The following is a 23,256-nucleotide window of genomic DNA, read 5'->3' as shown; positions in this document are numbered from 1 at the left end:
CGAAAGTGAGGGCCGGGCAAGTGCCCGGCCCTCTCCTCAGCGGACGGTGCCCACCAGATGCGGGCGGCCCCGCTGGTCGTGCAGGGCGAAGTCCCAACCCGAGTCATCGGCCGCGGCGCCGAAGGCGACCGTGCCGGGCAGCGGCACCGGCAGCTTGAACGCCACCTCCACCGTGTACGCCTCCGGCAGCCGGTTCTCCAGCGCGGCCAGGCAGCGGGCCTTGCTCCACATGCCGTGCGCGATCGGCCGGGGGAAGCCGAACAGTCGGGCGCCCAGCCGCGAGGTGTGGATCGGGTTGTGGTCGCCGGAGACCCGGGCGTAGTCCGTACCGACCCGGGGCTCGACCCGCCACCGTGCGGTCGTGGCCGGCGGCGCGGGCCGCGCACCCCGGTCGCGCCGCCCACCGCCGCCCGGCGTGCGCACCCGGCCGAGGTACGTCGAGACGCCGCGCCACACCTCCGCACCGTCCACCGAGCCGACGAGTACGACGTCCACCTGCCGCCCCCGGTCGTGCGGGCGCGGGTTCTCCGCCCAGGTGGTGAAGTCCAGCCGGTCGTCGACGGTGACCGGGCGGTGCACGGTGATCCGGTTGCCGACGTGCACCACTCCGGTCAACGGGATCGGGAACTCCGGCGCGGTGATCAGACGCAGCGCCAGCGGGAAGCCCATGACGTGCGGAAAGGTCGCGGGCAGCCGGTCGGCGAGCCGGAACCCGCAGACCCGGTCGTAGTCGGCCAGCCGCTCCGGGTCCACGGCCACCCCGCCCACCGCCAACTCCACCGCCGGCACGCCGTCGCCGCGCCGTCCGCCGAGCCCCGGAACCGCGGTCAGCAGCGCCCGCCGGTACAGCGGCCCGGCCGCGGGCAGCCGGGGCAACTCGACCCGGGCCCGGGTCGCCGGCTGGCCGGCCCCGGTCGGCGCGCCCGATGCCCGCCGGCCGTCCGCCTCGCCCGGCTGGCCCGCCTCCGTCGCAGCACCGGGACCGCCGCCGGTGGGGCTCCGCTCGGACAGGTCCCGGGTCGGCCCGCCGTCCCCGCCGTGGCCCGCCGGGGCGGCGAACGCGGCGGCCCGGATCTCCGGGGTGAGCACCTCCGTCGGGCCGTCGATCAGCTCGCCGACCGACAGTTCGTCGTCCGGCTCCCGCTCACTCCTGCGCCGGGCCATCAGGCCCCCAGCAGGCTCTGGCCGCAGACGCGGACCACGTTGCCGCTCACCGCGCCGGACGCCGGCCAGGCCAGCCAGCTGATCGTCTCGGCCACGTCCACCGGCAACCCGCCCTGGGACAGGCTGTTCATCCGGCGACCGGCCTCCCGCAGCATCAGCGGGATCCGGGCGGTCAGCCGGGTCTCGATGAAACCGGGCGCCACCGCGTTGACGCTGATCTGCCGCTCCCGCAGCGCCGGGGCGAGCGAGTCGACCAGCCCGATCACGCCGGCCTTGCTGGTGGCGTAGTTGGTCTGGCCCCGGTTGCCGGCGATCCCGGCGATCGAGGAGACGCCGACGATCCGTCCACCGGCCGGGATCAGCCTGCGCTCCAGCAGCACGTCGTTGATCCGCTCCTGGCTCGACAGGTTCACGTCGATCACCTGCTCCCAGCGGTCGGCGTCCATCCGGCCGAGGGTCTTGTCCCGGGTGATGCCGGCGTTGTGCACCACCACGTCCACCCGACCGTGCCGCCCGGCCAGGTACTCGGCCAGCCGGGTCGGCGCGTCGGCGGCGGTCAGGTCGAGCTGGACCGCGCTGCCGCCGATCTCGTTCGCCACCGTCGCCAACTCGTCGCCGGCCGCCGGGACGTCCAGCGCCACCACTGTCGCGCCGTCGCGGGCCAGCACCCGGGCCAACGCCGCACCGATGCCCCGGGCCGCCCCGGTGACCAGCACGACCTGCCCGTCGAGGGGGCGGTCCCAGTCGACCGGCGCGTCGGCCTGGCCGGCACCGATCCGGATCACCTGCCCGGAGACGTACGCGGACCGGCCGGAGAGCAGGAACCGCAGGGTGGCGTCCAGGCTGTTCCAGGTGCCCGCGTCGGGTGCGGGGGTGAGGTGGACCAGCTGTGCGGTGATGCCCCGGCCGAACTCCTTGCCGATGCTGCGGGTCAGCCCCTCCAGCGCCCGTTGGGCGGTCGCCTCGCGGGGCGTGCCGCACTCGGCCGGCGGGGTGCCCAGCACGATCACCCGGCCGCTGGGCTGCACCGCGCGGGCCTGCGGGTGGAAGAAGTCGTAGAGCTGGCGCAGCCCGGTCGAGTCGGTGATGCCGGTGGCGTCGTAGACCAGGGCGGCGTTGGCGGGCGTACGGCCGGTCGCCGGGTCGGGGACGGCGGTGGCCGGGTCGCGCAGGGCGATCCCGGCGGCGGCCAGGATCTTGCCGACCGGTTCGGCGAGGCGGCCACCGGAGGCGCCGCCGAGCAGGACCGGCCCGGGGAGGATCGGCTCGCCGGGGGCGTACCGGCGCAGCCGCGGCGGATCGGGCAACCCGAGGCGCTTGACCAGCGCTCGACCGGCGCCCGACTGGACGAAGCTCGCGTACCTGTCGGTCATAGGCGTAGCCTACTGGTGAGTAAGGTGCGGGCAACACTTACCGAGGAGGCGGATCGTGCAGAACGTTCGACGGGTCGCGGTGATCGGCGGCAACCGGATCCCGTTCGCCCGCTCCAACTCCCGCTACGCCAGCGCCAGCAACTCCGACCTGCTCGGCGCGGCGCTGGACGGGCTGATCGCCCGGTTCGGCCTGGCCGGGCAGCAGGTGGGCGAGGTGGTCGCCGGTGCCGTACTCAAGCACTCGAAGGACTTCAACCTCACCCGCGAGGTGGTGCTCGGCTCGAAGCTCGACCCGCGCACCCCGGCGTACGACATCCAGCAGGCCTGCGGCACCGGCCTGGAGGCCGCCATCCTGGTCGCCAACAAGATCGCCCTCGGGCAGTTGGAAGTGGGCATCGCCGGTGGCGTGGACACCACCTCCGACGCCCCGCTCGCGGTCAACGAGGACCTGCGCCGCACCCTGCTCAAGCTGAACTCCGCCCGGACCCTCGGCGAGCGGCTGCGGATCGCCGCCAAGCTACGCCCGGCCCAGCCGTTCAAGCCGGAGATCCCGCGCAACGCCGAACCGCGTACCGGGCTGTCGATGGGCGAGCACGCCGCCCGGACGGCGCTGCGCTGGAACGTCGACCGGCAGGCCCAGGACGAGTTGGCGTTGCGCTCCCACCAGCGGCTCGCCGCCGCGTACGACCGGGGGTTCTTCGATGACCTGATGACCCCCTACCTGGGGCTGACCCGCGACCAGAACCTCCGCCCGGACACCACCCTGGAGAAGCTCAGCGGGCTCAGGCCGGTCTTCGGCGCCAAGGGTCCGGACGCCGAACGGGCCACCATGACCGCCGGCAACTCCTCCCCGCTCACCGACGGCGCATCCACCGTGCTGCTGGCCAGCGAGCAGTGGGCGGCCGAACACAACCTGCCGGTGCTGGCCTGGTTCTCCTGGTCGGAGACGGCCGCGGTGGACTTCGTGCACGGTGACGAGGGACTGCTGATGGCGCCCACGTACGCGGTGCCCCGGCTGCTCGCCCGAGCCGGGCTCACCCTGCAGGACTTCGACTACTACGAGATCCACGAGGCGTTCGCCGCGCAGGTGCTGGCCACGCTGGCCGCCTGGGAGTCGAAGGAGTTCTGCGCCGAGCGGCTGGGCTTGGACGAGCCGCTGGGCGGCATCGACACCGACAAGCTCAACGTGAACGGTTCCTCGCTGGCCGCCGGGCACCCGTTCGCCGCCACCGGTGGTCGGATCGTGGCCACCCTGGCCAAACTGCTCGCCGAGAAGGGCAGCGGCCGCGGACTCATCTCCATCTGCGCGGCCGGCGGCCAAGGCGTCACCGCCATCCTCGAACGCTGACCACCCCTCAGCGACCTCGGCACGAGGCGCCCCTCCGCGGGCGTTCTCGTGCCGGGCTCCACGGCGGCCCGGGGGTTGTCGGGCGGGCCTACCGTGGGCGCCAATCCGGCCGGAATCACCGGCGGGCGCCACCGAGGAGTGGTCATGCCCGGTCCTGTCCTGATCCGCACCGTCGTCGTCGCCCTGACCGTCGCACTCGTCGCCAGCGGCTGCACGGCCGCCGGCACCACGGAATCCGCCCCGACCGCCACCGGACCGGCCCCGACCAGCCCGGCGACCGGAGATCTCGGCGGGCCGGCTGCCAGCGCACCGGCAAGCAGCGAGCCGGCGACCGCCGAGCCGACCGCCGCGGCCACCGGGCGCGGCACGACGGGTGGTTCGACGGAGAGTGGTTCGACCGGAGGCGGTTCGACGGGGGGTGGGCAGTCCGGGACGACGTCGAGCGCCCCCGCGAGCGGGCCGACGATCACCTACTTCCGGGTGGCCCAGAAGCCCTCCTGCCCCGCCGGGACGAGCGTCAACCCGATCCCCGGCAGCCCGGTGGTGATCGAGTGGAAGACCAGCAACGTCGACCACGTTGCCATCTCCGTCGACGGCGGCGGCGTGTACGCCGACAACTATCCGCCGACGGGCAGCGAGACGCTGAACTTCCCCTGCGCCGGTGGTGCGGGTGACACCCAGCGGCACACCTATCTGTTGACCGTGCGCAACGGGCAGGGCAAGCAGACGAAGCAGTTGGTGGTGACCGCGACCGTGCACGACATCCCGGAGGTCTGACAGCGCGGCAAGTGGGTCCGGCCGGGTCCGCTCCCGGGGGTGGGTCGGCGGTGCCGGAGAATGGGCATGTGACGACGATCCCGAACGTGCTCGCCAACCGGTACGCCTCGCCCGAACTGGTCGCCCTCTGGTCGCCGGAGGAGAAGATCCGCCTGGAACGGCGCCTCTGGCTCGCCGTACTCCGGGCCCAGCGCGACCTCGGCGTGGCGGTACCCGACGGGGTCGTCGAGGCGTACGAGCGGGTGTTGGATGATGTTGATCTTGACTCGATCGCGGCGCGGGAGCGGGTCACCCGGCACGACGTGAAGGCCCGGATCGAGGAGTTCAGCGCGCTCGCCGGGTACGAGCACGTGCACAAGGGGATGACCTCGCGGGACCTCACCGAGAACGTCGAGCAGCTCCAGGTGCGTCGCTCGCTGGAGCTGATCCGGGACCGGGTGGTGGCGACGCTGGCCCGGCTCGCCTGGCACGCCCACGAGTACGCCGACGTGGTGCTGGCCGGGCGCTCGCACAACGTCGCGGCGCAGGCCACCACGCTGGGCAAGCGCTTCGCGTCGGCCGCCGAGGAACTGATCATCGCGTACGAGCGGTTGTCGGACCTGATCGACAGGTATCCGCTGCGCGGGATCAAGGGTCCGGTGGGAACCGCCGCCGACCAGCTCGACCTGTTCGACGGCGACACCGAGAAGCTGGCCGAGCTGGAGCGCCGGGTCGCCGGGCACCTCGGGTTCAACCGGGTGCTGGACAGCGTCGGGCAGGTCTACCCGCGGTCGCTCGACTTCGACGTGCTCGCCGCGCTGGCGCAGGTCGCCGCGGCGCCGTCGTCGTTGGCCACCACGATCCGGCTGATGGTCGGCCAGGAGCTGGTCACCGAGGGCTTCAAGCCGGGCCAGGTCGGCTCCAGCGCGATGCCGCACAAGATGAACACCCGCTCGTCGGAGCGGGTCAACGGCTTCGCGGTGATCATTCGCGGCTACCTGTCGATGGTCGGCGAGCTGGCCGGCGACCAGTGGAACGAGGGCGACGTCTCCTGCTCGGTGGTCCGTCGGGTGGCCCTGCCGGACGCCTTCTTCGCCGCCGACGGGCTGTTCCAGACGTTCCTCACCGTGCTGGACGAGTTCGGTGCGTACCCGGCGGTGATCAACCGGGAGCTGGAGCGCTTCCTGCCCTTCCTCGCCAGCACCAAGATCCTCGTGGCGGCCGTGCGTCGGGGCGTGGGCCGGGAGACCGCACACGAGGCGATCAAGGAGCACGCCGTCGCCGTCGCCCTGGCCATGCGCGAGCGGGGCGCCCCGGACAACGATCTCTTCGACCGCCTGGCCGCCGATCCCCGACTCGGCCTCGCCCGCCCCGAGATCGACGCCCTCGTCGCCGACCGTGCCGCCTTCGTGGGTGCCGCTCCCGCCCAGATCCAGGCGGTGACCGCCCGCATCACCAAGATCGTCGAAGCCCACCCCACCGCCGCGACCTACTCCCCACCTCCCATCCTCTGACCCAGCCCCCAGCCCTCCCACGCACCGCCCCCCGCCCCACGCCACCCCCTCTCCCGCGCCGCCCCTCCCCGCGTGGCGGGAGCGCGTTGATCTTGCGATTCCTGTCGGGGCGAAAGTTCATAAAAGGTGCGTAAGGGCGACACAAAGTGCAAGATCGCGGGGCGCGCCTGGCGGGGCGACCGAAAGCGCAAGATCTGCGGTGCGGTGCGGAGTGGGTTAGTCGCGGGTGGGGGTTTCGGGGGCGGAGGTGAGGTTGGGGGCGCTGGCCGGTTCGGCGATACCGCCGAGGGACTCGGCGAAGGCCGGGTCGTTGGCGGTCTCCGCGGCGATGATGGGCTGGTCGGGCGGCATGATGTCGGGCACCGTGGGCGCCACGATCACCGCGGTGCCGTAGGCGCAGATCTCCATCCACATCTCGCCGCAGTCGCGGCTGTCGAACCGCATTCCCACCACGGCGTTCGCGCCGAGCCGCCGGGCCTCCTCGCCGAGTCGGGACACCGAGTCGGTACGCCAGCGGGTGAGGTTGTCGGGCGCCGAGGGGTCGTACGCGCCGCCGCGCAGGTTCTTCACGCCCTCGCGGTACGGGTTGCGGGTTCGGGCCATCGAGGAGACGACCTCGCCGAGGATCTGGCGGATCTCGTAGCCGGGAAGTTGATCCGTCGTCACGACCAGCACGTTTCCGATGCTGGCAGGCTCGGTCCTGGCTCATCGTGAGGCCTTGTTCACCTGATCGGATGCTGCAAAACAACGCGGCGCGGACGGCGGGCGCGTAGCCCACCATCCGCGCCGCCGGGGCGCTAACCGTCAGACACCGGCCACCGAGGTGATCCAGGCACGGTTGAACGCGACGCTGCCGTAGTTCTGGATGTTCACGCCGTCGGCGGTGGAGGCCACCCCGACCTGTGCGCCGTTGTAGAACTGGGGGCCACCGGAGTCGCCCCGCCAGGCGTTGCCGTTGATCCTGGTGCTCCGGATCGCCTGGCCGCCGTACGCGTCGCTGGCGCTGGTGCTGGTGACCCGGACCGACGCGGTCTTGAGCTGGGGCGATGCCGAGCAGCCGCTGTAGCAGGTCATGCCCCAGCCGTAGATGGAGTTGGTCGAGTTGACCGGCGGGTTGCTGTTGGCCAGGGTGACGTAGCTGGTGCTCACGGAGCTGGACAGCCGCATCAGCGCCAGGTCGTAGCGGCCGTAGGTGGCGCTCACCGTGCGGGTCACGCCGCCGGAGCCCTGGTAGACGCTGCCCACCCGGACGGACATCGTGCCGCCGAGGCAGTGCCGCGCGGTGAGCACCCACTGCGGCGCGATGATCGTGCCGGAGCAGGTGAACGAGCCGTTGCTGAAGACCGCCGCGGCCCAGGGTGCGGAGGAGACGGTTCCGCCGCCGATGATGTACGGGCTGACTGGCGAGGCGATCGCGCCGGAACTGGCGCCGAGTGCGCCGGCCAGGGCTGTGGCGAGGACCGCGATCAGGGATCGGATGCGCATCGGAAGGGCTCCTTCGGGGTTGGCGTGACCCGGGTTCGCCGGGTCGACCTGCGGTGGTCGACGGGGGTGGTCCGCCACCGCGACACCGATCAATCGATGTCTGACGATGTACCGTAGGGCCCGGTGAGGTGTTTCACAAGAGGCTCATCGAAACAGGGTGATGTCATAGTCGTTTCCGGTGTCCGATACCTGCCCTGGCGTGCAGTGCGCCGACGCGACCCGCCGAGGAGGTCGGCAACAAAGCCGTATCGGGACAGCAACGAACCCGTATCGGTCCCGACGGGCGGCGCGGGTGAGGTCCAACGCCGTCCCACCGGTGCGGCTGCCGCCGTATCTGCCAGGTAGGCTGGCTGCGCTCGCCCGTTGTGGGTCGGCACCCAACTGCGTACACAGTCAGGAGTGCCCAGTGCCTCGCGTCGTCGTCGACGTCATGCTCAAGCCCGAGATCCTCGATCCGCAGGGCCAGGCCGTCGCAAACGCGCTGCCCCGGCTCGGCGTCAACGACGTCGCCTCGGTACGGATCGGCAGGCGGATCGAGATCGACTTCACCGGTGAACCGGACCTGGACCGGGCCCGGGAGATCGCCGACAAGCTGCTCGCGAATCCGGTCATCGAGGACTTCACCGTCCACCTGGTCTCCGCCGACGAACCCGCGGACGCCCGGTCGTGACCGCGCGGGTCGGTGTGGTGACCTTCCCCGGCTCGCTGGACGACGGGGACGCGGCCCGGGCCGTCCGGATCGCCGGGGCGGAGCCCGTCCGCCTCTGGCACGGTGACCCGGAGCTGCACGGGGTGGACGCCGTGGTCCTGCCCGGCGGCTTCTCCTACGGCGACTACCTGCGCTGCGGCGCCATCGCCCGGTTCGCCCCGGTGATGGAGAAGATTGTCGACGCGGCCGCCGGCGGGCTGCCCGTGCTCGGCATCTGCAACGGCTTCCAGATCCTCTGCGAAGCGCACCTGCTGCCCGGCGCGCTCACCCGCAACCAGCACTTGCACTTCCGCAACCGCGACCAGATCCTGCGCATCGAGGCCACCGGCACCGCCTGGACGAATACGTTCCAGCCGGGGCAGGAGGTGCTGATCCCGGTGAAGAACGGCGAGGGCTGCTACGTCGCCGACACCGCGACGCTGGACGCACTCGAAGCCGAGGGCCGGGTCGTCGCCCGGTACGTCGGCGGCAACCCCAACGGGTCGCAGCGCGACATCGCCGCCATCACCAACCCCGCCGGCAACGTGGTCGGCATCATGCCGCATCCCGAGCACGCGGTGGAGGCGCTCACCGGCCCCTCCCTCGACGGCCTCGGCTTCTTCACCTCGGTGCTCAAGCACCTGGTGGGGGCGCCGGCGTGACCGTCCGCGTCGGGATCATCGGTCGGCTCACCCGCCCCCGCGGCGGCGAGCGCAACGAGGAGAGGTCATGACCACGCATCCGGACCCGGTCCGGGAGACCCCGGAGGCATATCCGGCCGCCGCGCCGACGCAGCCGGGACCGGCCGCCGCGCCGTCGGCCGTCCCGGCCCGGCACGCCTCCGCGGCCGCCGACTGGGCCGACGGGGTGGACACCGTGCCGCGCGCCGAGGGCACCCCGGAGGAACTCCAGCCGTACGCCGAACTCGGGCTCCGCGACGACGAGTACGACCGGATCCGGCACCTCCTGGACCGCCGGCCGACCCAGTCCGAGCTGGCGATGTACTCGATCATGTGGAGCGAGCACTGCTCCTACAAGTCGAGCAAGGTGCACCTGCGGCAGTTCGGTGAGAAGGCTCCGCCGAGCGACCGGCTGCTGGCCGGCATCGGCGAGAACGCGGGTGTGGTGCAGGTCTCCGACGAACTGGCGGTGACCTTCAAGGTCGAGTCGCACAACCACCCGAGCTTCGTCGAGCCGTACCAGGGCGCGGCGACCGGCGTCGGTGGCATCGTCCGCGACATCCTCGCCATGGGGGCCCGCCCGGTCGCCGTGATGGACCCGCTGCGCTTCGGCGCCGCCGACCACCCCGACACCGCCCGGGTGCTGCCCGGCGTGGTCGCCGGGGTCGGCGGGTACGGCAACTGCCTCGGCCTGCCCAACATCGGTGGCGAGGTGGTCTTCGACCCCTGCTACCAGGGCAACCCGCTGGTCAACGCGCTCTGCCTCGGCGTGCTGCCGGTCAACCGGCTGCAGAAGAAGGAGGCCACCGGCCCCGGCAACGTCGTCGTGCTGATGGGCGCGAAGACCGGCCGTGACGGCATCGGCGGCGTGTCGGTGCTGGCCAGCGCCACCTTCGACGAGGGCAGCGAGCAGCGCCGCCCGTCGGTGCAGGTCGGTGACCCGTTCATCGAGAAGCTGCTGATCGAGGCGTGCCTCGAGCTGTACGACGCCGAGCTGGTCGTCGGCATCCAGGATCTCGGCGGTGCCGGGCTGACCTGCGCGCTCACCGAGACCGCCGCCTCGGCCGGCACCGGCATGCGGGTGTGGCTGGAGCGGGTACCGCTGCGCGAGCCGTCGATGGAGCCGCACGAGATCCTGGCCAGCGAGTCCCAGGAGCGGATGCTCCTGGTCGTCGCGCCGGAGAAGCTCGAGGCGGTGCTGAAGACCTGCGAGAAGTGGGGCGTACTGGCCACCGCGATCGGCGAGGTCACCGCGCCGACCGAGGACGGTCAGCCGGGCCGCCTGCTGATCACCTGGCGCGACCAGCTGGTCGTTGACGTACCGCCGGGCTCGCTGGTCGACGACGGGCCGGTGTACGCCCGCCCGATGCGGGAGCCGGCCGACCTGATCCTGCTCCAGGCCGACCGGGCCGAGACGCTGCCCCGACCGGCCGACCCGGACGCCCTCCGCGAGACCGTGCTGCGCATGATCGCCTCGCCGAACCTCGCCGACAAGACCTGGGTCACCGAGCAGTACGACCGCTACGTGCTGGGCAACACCGTGCTCGCCCAGCCGGAGGACTCCGGCGTGATCCGGATCGACGAGCGGACCGGGCTGGGGGTGGCGCTGTCGGTCGACGGCAACGGCCGGTACGCCCGACTTGACCCGTACCACGGCACCAGGCTGGCGTTGGCCGAGGCGTACCGGAACGTGGCGGTGACCGGCGCGCTGCCGATCGCCGTCACCAACTGCCTGAACTTCGGCTCGCCGGAGGATCCGGGCGTGATGTGGCAGTTCGCCGAGGCGGTACGCGGCCTGGCCGACGGCTGCGCCGAGCTGGGCATCCCGGTCACCGGCGGAAACGTCAGCTTCTACAACCAGACCGGTGCGGCGGCGATCCACCCGACGCCGGTGGTCGGCGTGCTCGGCGTGCTGGACAACGTGGCCGACCGGGTGCCGATGGGCTTCGTTCCGCAGCCCAGCAGTGGCGACCACGACCAGCTCTTCCTGCTCGGCGAGACGCACGTGGAGCTCTCCGGTTCGGAGTGGGCCTGGGTGACCCACCAGCACCTCGGTGGCGTACCCCCGCACGTCGACCTGGCCCGGGAGAAGCAGCTCGCCGAACTGCTGGCCGCCGCCGCCCGGGTGGGCCACCTCAGCTCGGCCCACGACCTCTCCGACGGTGGGCTCGCGCAGAGCCTGGTGGAGTCCTGCCTCAGGTATGGCGTCGGTGCCCGGATCGCGGTGCCGGAGCGGTTCGAGGGCAACTCGATGCCGTTCGTCTTCCTGTTCAGCGAGTCCGCCGGCCGGGTGCTGGTGTCGGTGCCGCGCGGCCACGAGAAGGCGTTCACCGCGCTCTGCGGCGAGCACGGCGTGCCGTGGGAGCTGATCGGTGTCACCGATCCCGCCGCCGGTGCGCTCGAGGTGCGCGGCCAGTTCCGGATCGGCCTGGACGAGCTGCGCGAGGCGCACACCGGCACGCTGCCGAGCCTGTTCGGTGGGGTGGCCCCGTTCGAGGTGACGCCCGCCGAGGCCGGCGCTGCCGACGAGGCGGTGGCTGACCGGTCCGACGACCCGCACGCCGAGCCGGTGGCGCAGGACGTCCCGGTCGAGGCACCGACGAGCGACCCCGTCGTGGCGCCCGAGAGCGCCGCACCGGAGACGGAGGTCGCCGAGCCGGTCGAGGCCGACGATGAGCGGCCGACCGAACGGGCCACGCCGCCGCTGCGTCGGCCCACGACGCCGCCGCCGGCCGAGGCGGAGGTTGGCGAGGGTCGGGCCGACGGCGCGCAGACCGCACCACCGGCCGCGTCGCCGGACGAGCGCTGAGGCGTTGACCGGGGCCGTCTACGCCCAGCCCGGATCCGCGGCCCGGTTCGACTGGGGCCTCGCGGGGGCGGCGGAACTCGGCCGGGTCTGCGCGGTACTGGTGGTGGTGGACGTGTTGTCGTTCACCACCACCGTCGAGGTGGCGGTCGGTCGCGGGATGCGGGTGCACCCGTTCCCGTGGGGTGAACAGGCCGCCGACTACGCACGCCGGGTCGGCGCGATCGTGGCGACCGGGCGTCGGCAGGTCACCGCGGCACATCCGTGGTCGCTGTCGCCGGCCGCGTTGAGTCGGGCGCCCGTCGTCTCCGACCTGGTACTGCCCTCACCGAACGGTTCGGCGATCAGCGCGGCTGCCAGCGCCACCGGAATACCGGTGGTCGCGGCCAACCTGCGCAACGCCCGCGCCGTCGGGCGCTGGCTGCTGCGTCAGGGGTACGGCTCGACCGACGACCCGATCGGCGTGATCGCCGCCGGAGAACGCTGGCCGGACGGCTCGCTGCGGCCCTCGGTGGAGGATCAGCTCGGCGCGGCCAGCGTGTTGGACGCGCTGTCCGGTGCGCCGGGCGGCCTGTCGGTGGAGGCGGCCATGGCGCTCGCCGCGTTGGCCAGCACTCCGGACGTACCGGCCGCGATCCGGGGTTGCGTCTCCGGCCGCGAGCTGATCGAGAGCGGCTTCGCCGAGGACGTCGAGATCGCGGTACGCCTCGGCTGCTCGACGGTGGTACCCGTGCTCCGCCAGGGCGTCTTCTCCGCCGCCTGATCCACCCGCCGTCGACGTCCCTGCTGGACGTCGCTGCTGGACGTCCCTGCTGGACGTCGCTGCGTCGGCTGGCGCCGGGCGACCTCCAACAGGGACGGGGGCCTCAGTCGTCCAACCAGTCCAGTCGACGACCGCCGCGTTCCGGCGGATTGTCCGGGCGGCCCCGACCGGCCTGAGCTGGGTCGCCGTATCCGGCGCCCTGATCGTAACCACCCTGCTCGTAGCTTCCGCGTTGGCGGGGCGGCTCCTGGCCGTAGCCACCGCTCTGCTCGTAGCCACCCTGGCCGTACGCGCCACCGGGCTCGTAGGCGTTGTCGTAGCCACCGCGCTGCTGTGGCGGCTCCTGGCCGTAGCCACCGGCCTGGTCGTAGCCACCCGGGCCGTACGCGCCACCGGGCTGCTGCCCGTAGCCGCCGGTCGCCTCACCCTGGCCGTACCCGGAAGTGGAGTCTGCCGGGCCGTAACCCCGGTCGCCCTGGCCGTAGCCGCCGGCCGGGTCGCTCTGCCCATAGCCGCCGGTGGGCTCGCCCTGGCCGTAGCCCCGGGTCGCGTCGGCCGGGCCGTAGCCCTGCCCGTAGCCGCCGGCCGGGTTGCCCTGGTCGTAGCCGCCGGTGGGCTCACCCTGGCCGTAGCGCCGGGTCGAGTCGCTCTGGCCGTAGCCGCCGGCCGGCTCGTTGCGGCCGTACCCGCCGGCTGGCTCGCCCCGGCCGTAACCGGTGGACTCGGCCGGGCCGTAACCGGTGGACTCGGCCGGGCCGTAACCGGTGGACTCGGCCGGGCGGTAACCGCCCGAGCCGGCCTCGGGCTCGTACACGCCGGTGGCGTACGGGTCGGCGGCGGCCGGGTAGCGGGTCTCCTCGCCGTTGTACCGCCCGGTCGGCTCGTCGTACCGCTCGCCGTAACCGGGAGCCCCACGCGCGGGCGGGTAGTCGCTGCCGCCACTGCCGGCGCCGTAGTCGCGGCTGCCGTAGCCACTGCCCGACGAGGGACTGTTGCCGTAGCCCCCACCGGACGACGGGGCGTTGCCGTAGCCGCCACCCGAGGAGGGAGCGTTGCCGTAACCGGGTGCGCCGTAGCCGCCGGGCTCCTCGCCGTAGCCGCCACCGGACCAGTTCGGACCGGCCGCACCCGCGGCGCCGTAGGGCTGCGGAGGTGCGCCGTACGGATCCGGCGGGACGTCGTCGACGACCGGCTGGTGCATCATCGTCGGCGCGTTGCTCAGGCCGGGGCCGCCGACCATGGTCGGGTCCGGCGTGCCGCCGACCCGGTTCACCACCCGGGTCTGGTCGTCCGCCCCGACGAAGGAGCCGCGAGCCGCTGGAACCGCGCCGGCTGGCGCACCGGCGGGAGCGTCCCCGTCGGCCTCGGCGTCGTCGTTCTCCTTGCGCTTCATCCAGAGCAGCACGATCGTGCCGACACCGACGGCCACGAAGAGACCACCCAGCAGCACCAGCAGCCAGCTGCCGAAGCCGCCCGACTCATCGTTGCTGGCCTGCGTCTGGACCACCGCGGACTCGCCGGGGGTCTCCTCGTCCTCGGGGAACACGTCGTCGAACGGATCCTCGGTGGGCGGCGCCGACTCACTTGTGGACGGCGTCGGAGTCGGGCTGGTCGAGGCCGCGATCGCCAGCGTGATCCGCCGGCCGGTGATGCTCTGGCCGGCGTTCGCGGTGAAGCTCACCACCTCGCGGATGTTGTTCGCGCTCGCGCCGAGGTCGATCCGGCCCGGTGCGATCGGCCGATCGCTGGTGCCGGTGAAGCGGAAGTTGCCGTCACCGTTGCTGGTCGTGTCGTACTGGGTGCCGGCGCTGTCCTTGAGCAGGACGTACGCGTTCGGCACGCCCTCCCCGGCCTGGTTGACCACCTTGCCGGAGATCGACCGGACCGTCTGCGGCGCCTGCGTCGTCGGCGGCGCCGACGTCGGTGGTGCCTGCTCGCCGCGAACGGTCAGCTGGATGTTGGCGGTCGCCGGATCGGAGTTGTCCGGCTGCACCTGGACCGTGACGGTGGCACTGCCGTTGCGGGCGTTGTCGTTGGCGCGCAGCGTCAGCAGCTGCGCCCTCGGCGCTTGGCCGTTGAACTGGACGTTTCCGCAACCCCTGGCGCAGCTGACGCCCGCCGGTAGACCGGTCAGGCTGATCTCGGCGGTGGTGTCGCCCTCACCCGGCGTGACCTGTACGGTCACCGTGGCATCGCTGCCCGCGTTGACGGTAACCGCGCCGGGGATGACGTTCACGGTGGCGGCGAGGGCGGGTGTGGCGGGGATCGCGAGCAGGGCGCCCACAATCAGCGCCACGACCACACCGGCCCGCTTTTGCCAGGCTCGTCGGTGTGTTGACACGTCCACCGCCTTCCGGACTGACCTCCCTGACCGGCCGTTGCCGGGCCGAGGGAACATCACGGTACGAATACGCCGTCGGCAACTATGCCTTGTCGGGGCGGATCGGCGCGACCCAGGGCCAGCGTGAGGCCCGGCGCGATGACGCCGTATCGTCCCGTCGTGTCCTCTCCGTACATTAAGTCCGCCGCGGTCACCGCGGCGCTGGCGGCACTCGACGAGGGGCGAGCACCCGAACGGCCGGTACTCCGTGCGGCGGTCAGAGCCTTGTTGACCACCCTCGCGGCGCGTGCCCCCGGCCGATCGGTGGAGGTGCGTGTCCCACCTTACGGTGCAGTTCAGTGTGTTCCGGGGCCGCGACACACCCGCGGTACCCCCGCGAACACGGTGGAGATGGATCCGGAGACCTGGCTCGGGTTGGCGACCGGGCGCCTCGACTGGGCCCGGGCGGTCACGGAGGGTCGCGTACGGGCGAGTGGAAGTCGGGCGGATCTCTCCGGGTACCTGCCGCTGGAACTGGAGTGACGCCTGCGGCCGCTGACCCAAAGCGGTGACAGCGTGACTGTATGTGGCGACATGGATTCGCGTACACTGTCAGCTGACGACAGTGTGGTCCCGGCCGATCAGTGCGGAGCAGGTTCTCTGGTTCCGCCAGGCCAGTCCAGACCAGCAAGAGGGAGCGGCAGGTGCCCCGAGGCGACGGCCGGCTGAGCCACGACCTTGATCCCCAACGACCCGGCCCCCAGGACGCGTGTGGCGTCTTCGGTGTCTGGGCCCCACAGGAAGAGGTCGCCAACCTGACCTACTTCGGGCTGTACGCGTTGCAGCACCGGGGTCAGGAGGCGGCCGGCATAGCGGTCAGCGACGGCTCCGGCGTCGTGGTCTACAAGGATCTCGGCCTGGTGGCGCAGGTCTTCGACGAGCCGACGTTGGCGAGCCTGCGCGGGCACGTCGCGATCGGGCACACCCGCTACTCGACGACCGGTGGCTCGACCTGGGAGAACGCCCAGCCGACGATCCGGGCGACCAGTTCCGGCACCACCATCGCGCTGGCCCACAACGGCAACCTGGTCAACACCGCCGAGCTGCAGCGCGAGGTGACCGAGCGGGGGCTGAGCGCGGACGGTTCGACCAACGACACCTCGTTGGTGACCATGCTGCTGGCCAGCCGACCGGATCTCTCTGTGGAGGCCGCCGCGTTGGAGGTGCTGCCGCAGCTGCGGGGCGCGTTCAGCTTCGTCTTCATGGACGAGACCACCCTCTACGCCGCCCGTGACCCGCACGGGGTGCGCCCGTTGGTGCTCGGTCGGCTGGAGCGCGGCTGGGTGGTGGCCAGCGAGACGGCGGCGTTGGACATCGTCGGGGCCAGCGTGGTCCGGGAGGTCGAGCCCGGCGAGTTGATCGCCATCGACGCCGAGGGGCTGCGGTCGACCCGGTTCGCCGCGCCGGAGCCGAAGGGCTGCCTCTTCGAGTACGTCTACATCGCCCGCCCGGACGCTCAGATCGCCGGCCGCAACGTGCACGCCGCGCGGGTGCAGATCGGCCGCCAGCTGGCCAAGGAACACCCCGTGGAGGCCGACCTGGTCATCCCGGTTCCCGAGTCGGGCACCCCGGCGGCGATCGGCTACGCCGAGGAGTCCGGCATCACCTACGGCTCCGGTCTGGTGAAGAACCCGTACGTCGGGCGTACCTTCATCCAGCCGTCGCAGACCCTGCGTCAGCTCGGCATCCGGCTCAAGCTGAACCCGCTGCGGGAGAACGTGCGGGGCAAGCGCCTGGTCGTGGTCGACGACTCCATCGTCCGGGGCAACACCCAGCGGGCGATCGTCCGGATGCTGCGTGAGGCCGGTGCGGTGGAGGTGCACGTCCGCATCTCCTCGCCACCGGTCTCCTGGCCCTGCTTCTACGGCATCGACTTCGCCACCCGCGCCGAGCTGCTCGCCAACGGTCTGGACAACGACGGCATCCGGCGCTCCATCGGCGCGGACACGCTCGGCTACGTCTCGTTGCCCGGACTGATCGCCGCGACCGAGCAGCCCAAGACCCGGCTGTGCCGGGCGTGTTTCGACGGGGAGTACCCGATCGAACTGCCCGTCGGCAACCTGATCGGCAAGCACGTGCTCGAGGGGATCGGCCGTCGGGTCGCGCACAGCGCGGCCGACGACACCGACGCCGCCGAGCAGCTCGTCCCTCCGTTCGCCGCCGCAGGAGCCGACGACAAGATGTCGGCGACCACCATCCGCCCGTAGCACCGCCGGGCTGCGGTGCCGGTCACCGCCGGTAGCGCAGCTGAGAACCACAAAGGGGAGAACCGTGACGCACGTGTCCGAGCGCAGCGGCGCAGGAAGCAGCCCGACCGGCGCCGGCGGCGACCGCCAGCCCTGGACGGCCGGCGCCGGCCGTCCGGCTCGCAAACGCTCGGTCTCGTACGCGGACGCCGGCGTGTCGATCGAGGCGGGTGACCGCGCGGTCGAGCTGCTGAAGTCGAAGGTGAAGCAGACCCGCCGGCCGGAGGTGATGGGCGACCTCGGTGGTTTCGCCGGCCTGTTCCGGCTGGACACCACGAAGTACAAGAACCCCATCCTGGCCTCCTCGACCGACGGCGTCGGCACCAAGCTGGTGATCGCCCAGCAACTGGACATCCACGACACGGTGGGCATCGACCTGGTCGCGATGGTCGTCGACGACCTGGTGGCCTGCGGTGCCGAGCCGCTGTTCCTGCTGGACTACATCGCCACCGGCGAGGTCGTACCGGACAAGGTCGCCGAGATCGGCGCCGGCATCGCGGACGGCTGCCGGTACGCGGGCTGCGCGCTGCTCGGTGGGGAGACCGCCGAGCACCCGGGTGTGCTGCGCCCCGACGAGTACGACATCTCCGCCACCGGCGTCGGTGTGGTCGAGGAGAGCGCGATCCTCAGCCGGGAGCGGGTCGAGGTGGGTGACGTGGTGATCGCCATGCGCTCGTCCGGGCTGCACTCGAACGGCTACTCCCTGGTCCGGCACGTGCTGCTCGGCGCCGGCCGGATGCGGCTGGACGTCGTGATCGACGACTTCGGCCGGCAGCGCACCCTCGGTGAGGAGCTGCTCACCCCGACCAAGATCTACGCCCAGGACTGCCTCAAGCTGATCGCCGAGGCCGAGGTGCGGGCGCTGGCCCACGTGACCGGCGGCGGCATCCCCGGCAACCTGGTGCGGATCCTGCCCGAGCACGTGGACGCGGTGGTCAACCGCTCGACCTGGAAGCCGCAGCCGATCTTCGACCTGATCCAGTCCAAGGGCCGGATCGAGGACGTGGAGATGGAGGCGACCTTCAACATGGGCGTCGGCATGTTCGCGATCGTCTCGGCCGAGGACGCCGACCGCGCACTGGCCACGCTGACCGGCCGGGGGGTCGACGCCTGGCAGGTCGGCGAGATCATCGAGGGCACCGGCGAGGTGCAGATGGTCGGCCAGCACACCCGGGGTTGATCACACTGAGCTGATCGTCCGGGCACCTGATCAGGGCTTCACCCGAGTGGCTGTTGCCGCCTAGCCTGAAGGCACCCTCGAAGCTGTGGGGCGCGCCCGTGTCGGGGGTGCCCGGCAGCCTTCAATCCCGATGAGGAGGGCGATGGCTGCGCGGGGACGGTCATTGGGCGGGATGCGCGGCTTGGCCGCTGTCCCGTCGTACGTCGTGATGCAGCCCACCACACTCTGCAACCTCGACTGCGCGTACTGCTACCTGCCGTTGCGGGCGGCTGACCGACGGATGTCGGTTGCCGTGGCGGAGGCGGTCGCCGCCTCGGTGAACCCGTGGGCGGCCGCGGGGCGGTTCTCGGTGGTCTGGCACGGGGGCGAGCCGCTGGCCGCCGGCCGGGAGCAACTGGCCGCGCTGATGGCGCCGTTCGCCGCCGACGTGGAGCACCACGTGCAGACCAACGCCACGCTTGTCGACGACGCGTGGTGCGAGTTCTTCGCCGCGCAGCGGATGCGGGTGAGCGTGAGCGTCGACGGGCCGCGGGAGCGCAACGGCGACCGTACGGATCGGGCCGGCCGGCCCGCGTACGACCGGATCGTCCGCGGGGTGGCAGCGCTGCGCCGGCACGGGCTGCCCTTCTCGGCGCTCGCCGTGGTGAACGATCCGTCGCCCGGCCGGGCGACGGAGCTGTACGACTACTGCCTCGACCTCGGCTGCGAGGTGCTCGGTGTGAACATCGAGGAGACCGAGGGAGTGAACCGGCGTGATAATTCCCACGATGCCGCCGCGGTGACCGGGTTCTGGGCGGAGCTGGTGTCGGCCTGGCGTCGGGATCCCCGGATCCACCTGCGGGAGGTCGAGTGGTCACTGCGGTACGCCGCGGCGGTGCTCGACGGCACCGCCGACGACCTGTTGCCCCGGCGCCTCGACCCGATCCCGACCGTGGCGTACGACGGCTCGGTGGTGGTGCTCTCGCCCGAACTGGCCGGCTTCTCCGACCCCCGGTACGGCGACTTCACCAGCGGCAACGTGCTCACCCGGCCGTTGGCGGCGATCCTCGCCGACGCGGACCGGACGGCCTGGGTGGGTGAGTTCATCAGCGGGGTGGAGGCGTGTCGGTCCTCCTGCCCCTACTTCGGGTTCTGTGGTGGGGGCCACGCGGCCAACCGGTACTTCGAGCTGGGTCGTTTCGACGGTACGGAGACCGAGCACTGCCGCAACAGCAAGATCCGCCTACTGGAGGGAGTGTTGGAGCATGCCCGAGACCACCAGTCACCGGGAGCCTGAGCACGACATGGGAGGCGAGCCCGACCGGGTCGCCGACCGGGTGCGGGAGGCCGCCGCCGGGCTCACCGTCCTGCTGCACGAGGCCGAGGTCGCGCGACGCTCCCGGGCGGAGGTGGCAGGTGGCGACGGAGCGAGCGCCGTCTGCGCCTGGAACCACTTCGAGAACATCCCGACGTTCTACAACTGGAACAACCGACCCCGGTGAGCGCGGATCCAAGGGCCCGCCACGACGCCGGAACGGGTCCGGACGTGGCAGGCCCTTGGATCGTCGGTGGTACACCGCCGGGTAGCGGGCACATACGTGAGCACGCGGGAGTTACCGCGTGCTCAGCTGTGACCGGGGGTCAGCGGGTCGGTCGGACCCAGTTGTCCGGGTCGTCCTCGGCATGGTCCTCGTCATCGTCGACGTACTCTTTGTAGTCGTCGTCGAAGTTGCGGTCCGACTTGCCGCTGCCGCCGAGTTCTCGCTGCAAGGCGGCGAGGTCGGTGTTCGGGGAGTGATACTTCAACTCCCGGGCCACCTTTGTCTGCTTGGCCTTAGCACGGCCGCGCCCCATGGCTCGACCCCCTCGCACAGAATGCGGGGCAGCCCGAAGGCGGGCCCCGATGACGTCAGGCATCTCTCGTGGCTCTTACGGTACATGGGGATGCCACCGTTCGGCACCTCGGGTTACCGTCGACCGTCGCCGCGCGTTGCGGTTATGCAGTCGTCACCCATTGTACCCGGTAAGGAGCGATGCCGGGAACGGTCGTGACACGGGGCATATCCGCACGAACGCGTCGTATCTTCAGCTTAGCCGGGACAGCGCGCCGAGGGCGGGACCAACGCCCCGCCCCCGACGGCGCGTCAGCGCAGATGGATCGCGCGCAACCGGCCGATCTCGGCCATCCGGCGCTCGGCCAGCCGGTCCGCCGCCACCGCGGGCGGGACGCCGTCGGCGTCGGCGAGCCGGAGGATCTCCCGGGTGGTGTCGTAGATCCGGGTGGCCCGCAGCTTGGCCCGCTCGAAGTCGAACCCCTCGATCTCGTCCGCGACCTGGATCACACCACCGGCGTTCACCACGTAGTCCGGTGCGTAGAGGATGCCCCGGTCGGCGAGGAGCTTCTCCACGCCCGGGTGGGCGAGCTGGTTGTTGGCCGCGCCGGTGACCACCTTCGCGCGAAGCGACGTCACCGTGTCGTCGTCCAGCGCCCCGCCCAGCGCGCACGGGGCGTACACGTCGATGTCGGCGGCGACCAGCGCGCTGGCGTCGTCGACCAGCGTCACCTGCGGGTGCGTGGTGCGGGCCCAGTCCAGGGCGCGCGGGTTGACGTCGGTCGCGACCACCTCGGCGCCGTCGTCGACCAGGTGACCCACCAGGTACCTGCCGACCTTGCCCAGGCCGGCGACGCCGACCCGCTTGCCGTGCAGCGTCGGGGCGCCCCAGACGTGCTCGGCCGCCGCCCGCATGCCCTGGAACACACCCCAGGCGGTGAGGATCGAGGAGTCACCCGCCCCGCCGTGCTCCACGCTGCGGCCCGTGACGTACCGGGTCTCGCGGGCGATCACGTCCATGTCCGGCACGTACGTGCCGACGTCGCAGGCGGTGTAGTAGCGGCCGCCCAGGGACTCCACGAAGCGGCCGTACGCGCGCAGCAGCGCCTCGCTCTTGATCTGCTCCGGGTCACCCCAGATGACCGCCTTGCCGCCGCCCAGGTCCAGGCCCGCGAGCGCGTTCTTGTACGCCATGCCGCGGGACAGGTCGAGGACGTCCGCGAGGGCGGCCTCTTCGCTGGGGTACGGGTAGAAGCGGGTGCCACCGAGCGCGGGGCCGAGCGCGGTGGAGTAGATGCCGATGATCGCCTTCAGGCCGGTCTGCTTGTCCTGGCAGAACACGACCTGTTCGTGTCCGGTGGCTTCCGGGTCGTCGGTGCTGGCGAATACGCCCATGGCTGGCTCCTGTGTCGGCGGGCGTCCTTGTGGGACGCGGACCTGGTGTGCGCCGGCGGGGATGCTGCCGGTGCTGCGAGCCTAGTATCGGGTCGCCTCGTGCCGCCGTGACCGGTCGCTCGTCCCGCCCTGCGGGCCGCCCGCCCGCCGCCGGAGCGGCGTACTCGGTTCCGCTGGCCCGCTGGCCCGCTGGCCCGCTGGCCCGCTGGCCCGTCGGGGCCGGGTCGAGGGGCCGGGCGTCCGGGCCGGGGTCGTGGCCGCAGGGGGCCGCGATGACGCCGAGCGACGCTCGGCTTGCGGTTCGTGGGAGGATCGCGCCGTGCCGTCGCTCTTCGCTTCATACCTGCGCGTGTACGAGCCGCTGACCGCCTTCGACCGGGACCGTCAGGCGTACTGGCGGCGCTACGTGGAGCAAGGGCGGGCCGTGGCGCCGGTGGAGGGGCCGGGCCGGCAGCGCACCTCGGTGATCGAGGCGCTCGGGGCCGGCTGGACCCGGCTGCCCGACCTGCCGGACGAGGCGTACGTGCTGGAGACCGACGAGACCCTGCTGGTGTGCCCGTGGAACCTGCGGATCCGGGTGGCCGAGGCCGCGCTGAGCGCGCGGGACGGTGTGCCGGCGGTGCTGGCCGACGCGTTCGTTCCGCCGGTGCTGGCCGGGCAGGCCAAGGCGGTGGTGGAGGACTGGCGCAGCGGCGCCCGGGTGCTGGAGCACGGGGTGCCCCGGGTGCACGAGCAGATCGCGACCTGGGGTGTGCCGCTGCGCTGGTTCGTGCTCTTCGAGGCGGACGAGCGGCACCACGTGACCGCGCCCGACCGCCGTTCGCTGCGGTTCCGGACGGAGATCTCCAAGGCCCGGCGTCGCTCCTCCCGGGCGCTGTCGGTGCTCCGCAAGTCGGTAGGCGACGCGCCGATCACCGAGGCGGTCGAGGAGGCCGCCCGGTGGCTGGAGGAGTTCCACCCGCGGTCCGTCGTGGAGTTGGACTACGGCGGGCTGGTCGACCTGCTCTCGGACGAGACGCTGGCCGCCGACGACTCGCCGGAACTGGTCGCGGCCGGGCTGGCCGGGCTGTCCCAGGGCGAGGCGGAGGAGGCCTCCGCGGCGTACGACAAGCTGGTCGCCCGCTGGCGGGCCGTGCAACTACTTGAGCGGTGCAACTAGTCCTCGATTGTCCTAATTGTGGCGGGATAAAGCGAGGCTCGTTCGTAGTTGATGCGTCACGAACCGTGATCATGAGTCCGAATAAGGTACTTTCTGGCGTGTAAAAGTCCCATAAATCGGGCATGGTTCATCCGTCCGTCTAGGGACGTTCGGCCGTTCGGCCCATGTCGGACATCGGGGACTAGCCGGACCATGGGAGACGCGTCGGCCGGCGGGACCCCGGCCGATGTCTATACATGTGGAGGAGTGACCGATGGCATCGCGAACGCACGAACCAGAGCCGCTACTCACACCGGCCGAGGTGGCGTCGATGTTCCGTGTCGACCCGAAGACGGTGACCCGCTGGGCGAAGGCTGGCAAACTGAGCGCCATCCGGACTCTGGGCGGCCACCGCCGTTACCGCGAGTCCGAGGTCAGGGCACTGCTGCAGGGTCAGATCCCGCAGCAGCGCCAGGGGGACTGACCTGGCCGGGTAGATAGCAGAACTTCCGAAGGGCGGCGGACGCAG

At 72.0% G+C, this 23,256-nt stretch carries 20 protein-coding genes and 1 pseudogene; 14 read left to right on the top strand and 7 right to left on the bottom strand.

Features of this window, described 5'->3' with window-relative positions; genetic code table 11:
• Positions 1 to 36: 36 nt before the first annotated feature.
• Positions 37 to 1,164: a MaoC/PaaZ C-terminal domain-containing protein gene (locus D2L64_RS10780; protein WP_233558901.1), complete on the bottom strand. Its 1,128-nt coding sequence runs from the start codon at positions 1,162 to 1,164 to the stop codon at positions 37 to 39.
• Complete coding sequence (locus tag D2L64_RS10775; protein WP_119574970.1) at positions 1,164 to 2,537, bottom strand: 3-oxoacyl-ACP reductase; 1,374 nt, start codon at positions 2,535 to 2,537, stop codon at positions 1,164 to 1,166. Before D2L64_RS10775 ends, D2L64_RS10780 begins: the two co-directional genes overlap by 1 nt.
• Positions 2,538 to 2,592: 55 nt before the next feature.
• Between D2L64_RS10775 and D2L64_RS10770 the strand changes: the two genes are divergently transcribed.
• The 3 genes from D2L64_RS10770 to purB all read left to right on the top strand — a co-directional run bounded on the left by D2L64_RS10770 (position 2,593) and on the right by purB (position 6,155).
• The gene (locus D2L64_RS10770) at positions 2,593 to 3,885 is read left to right on the top strand and encodes an acetyl-CoA C-acetyltransferase (protein ID WP_119574968.1); all 1,293 of its coding nucleotides are present in this window, start codon (positions 2,593 to 2,595) and stop codon (positions 3,883 to 3,885) included.
• 144 nt (positions 3,886 to 4,029) lie between these two features.
• Entirely contained in the window at positions 4,030 to 4,662 is a 633-nt protein-coding gene (locus tag D2L64_RS10765) for a hypothetical protein (protein WP_147376225.1), read from the top strand.
• A gap of 68 nt (positions 4,663 to 4,730) precedes the next feature.
• Complete coding sequence (purB, locus tag D2L64_RS10760) at positions 4,731 to 6,155, top strand: adenylosuccinate lyase (RefSeq protein WP_119574964.1); 1,425 nt, start codon at positions 4,731 to 4,733, stop codon at positions 6,153 to 6,155.
• A gap of 216 nt (positions 6,156 to 6,371) precedes the next feature.
• Here purB and D2L64_RS10755 read toward each other — a convergent pair.
• Together D2L64_RS10755 and D2L64_RS10750 are read right to left on the bottom strand one after the other, a co-directional pair.
• Positions 6,372 to 6,936 (bottom strand): annotated as a pseudogene (locus tag D2L64_RS10755) (YbjQ family protein).
• 23 nt (positions 6,937 to 6,959) lie between these two features.
• Positions 6,960 to 7,640, bottom strand: coding sequence for a S1 family peptidase (locus tag D2L64_RS10750; RefSeq protein WP_119574962.1), 681 nt, complete (start codon positions 7,638 to 7,640; stop codon positions 6,960 to 6,962).
• Between the two features lie 406 nt (positions 7,641 to 8,046).
• On the opposite strand from D2L64_RS10750, the gene purS reads away from it, so the two are divergent.
• The 4 genes from purS (at position 8,047) to D2L64_RS10730 (ending at position 12,577) form a co-directional block, all read left to right on the top strand.
• Positions 8,047 to 8,310, top strand: coding sequence for a phosphoribosylformylglycinamidine synthase subunit PurS (gene purS, locus D2L64_RS10745; protein WP_119574960.1), 264 nt, complete (start codon positions 8,047 to 8,049; stop codon positions 8,308 to 8,310).
• Positions 8,307 to 8,990, top strand: a complete 684-nt coding sequence (purQ, locus tag D2L64_RS10740) for a phosphoribosylformylglycinamidine synthase subunit PurQ (RefSeq protein ID WP_119574958.1) — start codon at positions 8,307 to 8,309, stop codon at positions 8,988 to 8,990. The genes purS and purQ overlap by 4 nt, the downstream gene beginning before the upstream one ends.
• Before the next feature lie 67 nt (positions 8,991 to 9,057).
• The gene (purL, locus tag D2L64_RS10735) at positions 9,058 to 11,817 is read left to right on the top strand and encodes a phosphoribosylformylglycinamidine synthase subunit PurL (RefSeq protein WP_233558900.1); all 2,760 of its coding nucleotides are present in this window, start codon (positions 9,058 to 9,060) and stop codon (positions 11,815 to 11,817) included.
• Positions 11,818 to 11,821: 4 nt separating this feature from the next.
• Positions 11,822 to 12,577: a 2-phosphosulfolactate phosphatase gene (locus D2L64_RS10730; RefSeq protein ID WP_119574956.1), complete on the top strand. Its 756-nt coding sequence runs from the start codon at positions 11,822 to 11,824 to the stop codon at positions 12,575 to 12,577.
• 103 nt (positions 12,578 to 12,680) lie between these two features.
• On the opposite strand, the gene D2L64_RS10725 is transcribed toward D2L64_RS10730, so the two are convergent.
• Complete coding sequence (locus D2L64_RS10725) at positions 12,681 to 14,879, bottom strand: carboxypeptidase regulatory-like domain-containing protein (RefSeq protein ID WP_456080976.1); 2,199 nt, start codon at positions 14,877 to 14,879, stop codon at positions 12,681 to 12,683.
• Between the two features lie 177 nt (positions 14,880 to 15,056).
• Between D2L64_RS10725 and D2L64_RS10720 the strand changes: the two genes are divergently transcribed.
• The 5 genes from D2L64_RS10720 to amcA all read left to right on the top strand — a co-directional run bounded on the left by D2L64_RS10720 (position 15,057) and on the right by amcA (position 19,864).
• Positions 15,057 to 15,440 carry a sterol carrier family protein gene (locus D2L64_RS10720; RefSeq protein WP_407663083.1) on the top strand — a complete coding sequence of 128 codons (384 nt, stop codon included), beginning with the start codon at positions 15,057 to 15,059 and terminating at the stop codon, positions 15,438 to 15,440.
• 161 nt (positions 15,441 to 15,601) lie between these two features.
• Complete coding sequence (gene purF / locus D2L64_RS10715; RefSeq protein WP_119574949.1) at positions 15,602 to 17,164, top strand: amidophosphoribosyltransferase; 1,563 nt, start codon at positions 15,602 to 15,604, stop codon at positions 17,162 to 17,164.
• Positions 17,165 to 17,228: 64 nt separating this feature from the next.
• Positions 17,229 to 18,383 carry a phosphoribosylformylglycinamidine cyclo-ligase gene (gene purM, locus D2L64_RS10710; RefSeq protein ID WP_119574947.1) on the top strand — a complete coding sequence of 385 codons (1,155 nt, stop codon included), beginning with the start codon at positions 17,229 to 17,231 and terminating at the stop codon, positions 18,381 to 18,383.
• Between the two features lie 172 nt (positions 18,384 to 18,555).
• Positions 18,556 to 19,659, top strand: a complete 1,104-nt coding sequence (gene amcB, locus D2L64_RS10705; protein ID WP_325049904.1) for a cyclophane-forming radical SAM peptide maturase AmcB — start codon at positions 18,556 to 18,558, stop codon at positions 19,657 to 19,659.
• Positions 19,628 to 19,864: a multiple cyclophane-containing RiPP AmcA gene (gene amcA / locus D2L64_RS10700; RefSeq protein ID WP_119574943.1), complete on the top strand. Its 237-nt coding sequence runs from the start codon at positions 19,628 to 19,630 to the stop codon at positions 19,862 to 19,864. The genes amcB and amcA overlap by 32 nt, the downstream gene beginning before the upstream one ends.
• 139 nt (positions 19,865 to 20,003) lie before the next feature.
• Here the strand turns inward: amcA and D2L64_RS10695 are convergent, their stop codons facing one another.
• Complete coding sequence (locus tag D2L64_RS10695; RefSeq protein ID WP_119574941.1) at positions 20,004 to 20,216, bottom strand: DUF3073 domain-containing protein; 213 nt, start codon at positions 20,214 to 20,216, stop codon at positions 20,004 to 20,006.
• A 290-nt stretch (positions 20,217 to 20,506) separates the two neighbouring features.
• Complete coding sequence (locus D2L64_RS10690) at positions 20,507 to 21,589, bottom strand: Glu/Leu/Phe/Val family dehydrogenase (RefSeq protein WP_119574939.1); 1,083 nt, start codon at positions 21,587 to 21,589, stop codon at positions 20,507 to 20,509.
• 319 nt (positions 21,590 to 21,908) lie between these two features.
• On the opposite strand from D2L64_RS10690, the gene D2L64_RS10685 reads away from it, so the two are divergent.
• Positions 21,909 to 22,748: a hypothetical protein gene (locus D2L64_RS10685; RefSeq protein WP_119574937.1), complete on the top strand. Its 840-nt coding sequence runs from the start codon at positions 21,909 to 21,911 to the stop codon at positions 22,746 to 22,748.
• Between the two features lie 253 nt (positions 22,749 to 23,001).
• Positions 23,002 to 23,211 (top strand): BldC family transcriptional regulator, encoded by a 210-nt coding sequence (locus tag D2L64_RS10680; RefSeq protein ID WP_007073996.1) that lies wholly within the window; start codon positions 23,002 to 23,004, stop codon positions 23,209 to 23,211.
• Positions 23,212 to 23,256 lie beyond the last annotated feature (45 nt).

Source organism: Micromonospora radicis (assembly GCF_003583405.1).
In the GTDB taxonomy this organism is placed as follows: Bacteria; Actinomycetota; Actinomycetes; order Mycobacteriales; family Micromonosporaceae; genus Micromonospora; species Micromonospora radicis.
This window is presented reverse-complemented; position numbering and strand designations above follow the sequence as displayed.

Excerpts from the sequence above, each read along its gene's own strand:
- D2L64_RS10695 (WP_119574941.1), bottom strand. The coding sequence starts at position 20,216 with ATGGGGCGCGGCCGTGCTAAGGCCAAGCAGACAAAGGTGGCCCGGGAG.
- D2L64_RS10775 (WP_119574970.1), bottom strand. The coding sequence starts at position 2,537 with ATGACCGACAGGTACGCGAGCTTCGTCCAGTCGGGCGCCGGTCGAGCG.
- D2L64_RS10780 (WP_233558901.1), bottom strand. The coding sequence starts at position 1,164 with ATGGCCCGGCGCAGGAGTGAGCGGGAGCCGGACGACGAACTGTCGGTC.
- D2L64_RS10765 (WP_147376225.1), top strand. The coding sequence starts at position 4,030 with ATGCCCGGTCCTGTCCTGATCCGCACCGTCGTCGTCGCCCTGACCGTC.
- D2L64_RS10720 (WP_407663083.1), top strand. The coding sequence starts at position 15,057 with ATGACGCCGTATCGTCCCGTCGTGTCCTCTCCGTACATTAAGTCCGCC.
- amcB (WP_325049904.1), top strand. The coding sequence starts at position 18,556 with ATGCGCGGCTTGGCCGCTGTCCCGTCGTACGTCGTGATGCAGCCCACC.
- purL (WP_233558900.1), top strand. The coding sequence starts at position 9,058 with ATGACCACGCATCCGGACCCGGTCCGGGAGACCCCGGAGGCATATCCG.
- D2L64_RS10680 (WP_007073996.1), top strand. The coding sequence starts at position 23,002 with ATGGCATCGCGAACGCACGAACCAGAGCCGCTACTCACACCGGCCGAG.
- D2L64_RS10690 (WP_119574939.1), bottom strand. The coding sequence starts at position 21,589 with ATGGGCGTATTCGCCAGCACCGACGACCCGGAAGCCACCGGACACGAA.
- amcA (WP_119574943.1), top strand. The coding sequence starts at position 19,628 with ATGCCCGAGACCACCAGTCACCGGGAGCCTGAGCACGACATGGGAGGC.
- D2L64_RS10750 (WP_119574962.1), bottom strand. The coding sequence starts at position 7,640 with ATGCGCATCCGATCCCTGATCGCGGTCCTCGCCACAGCCCTGGCCGGC.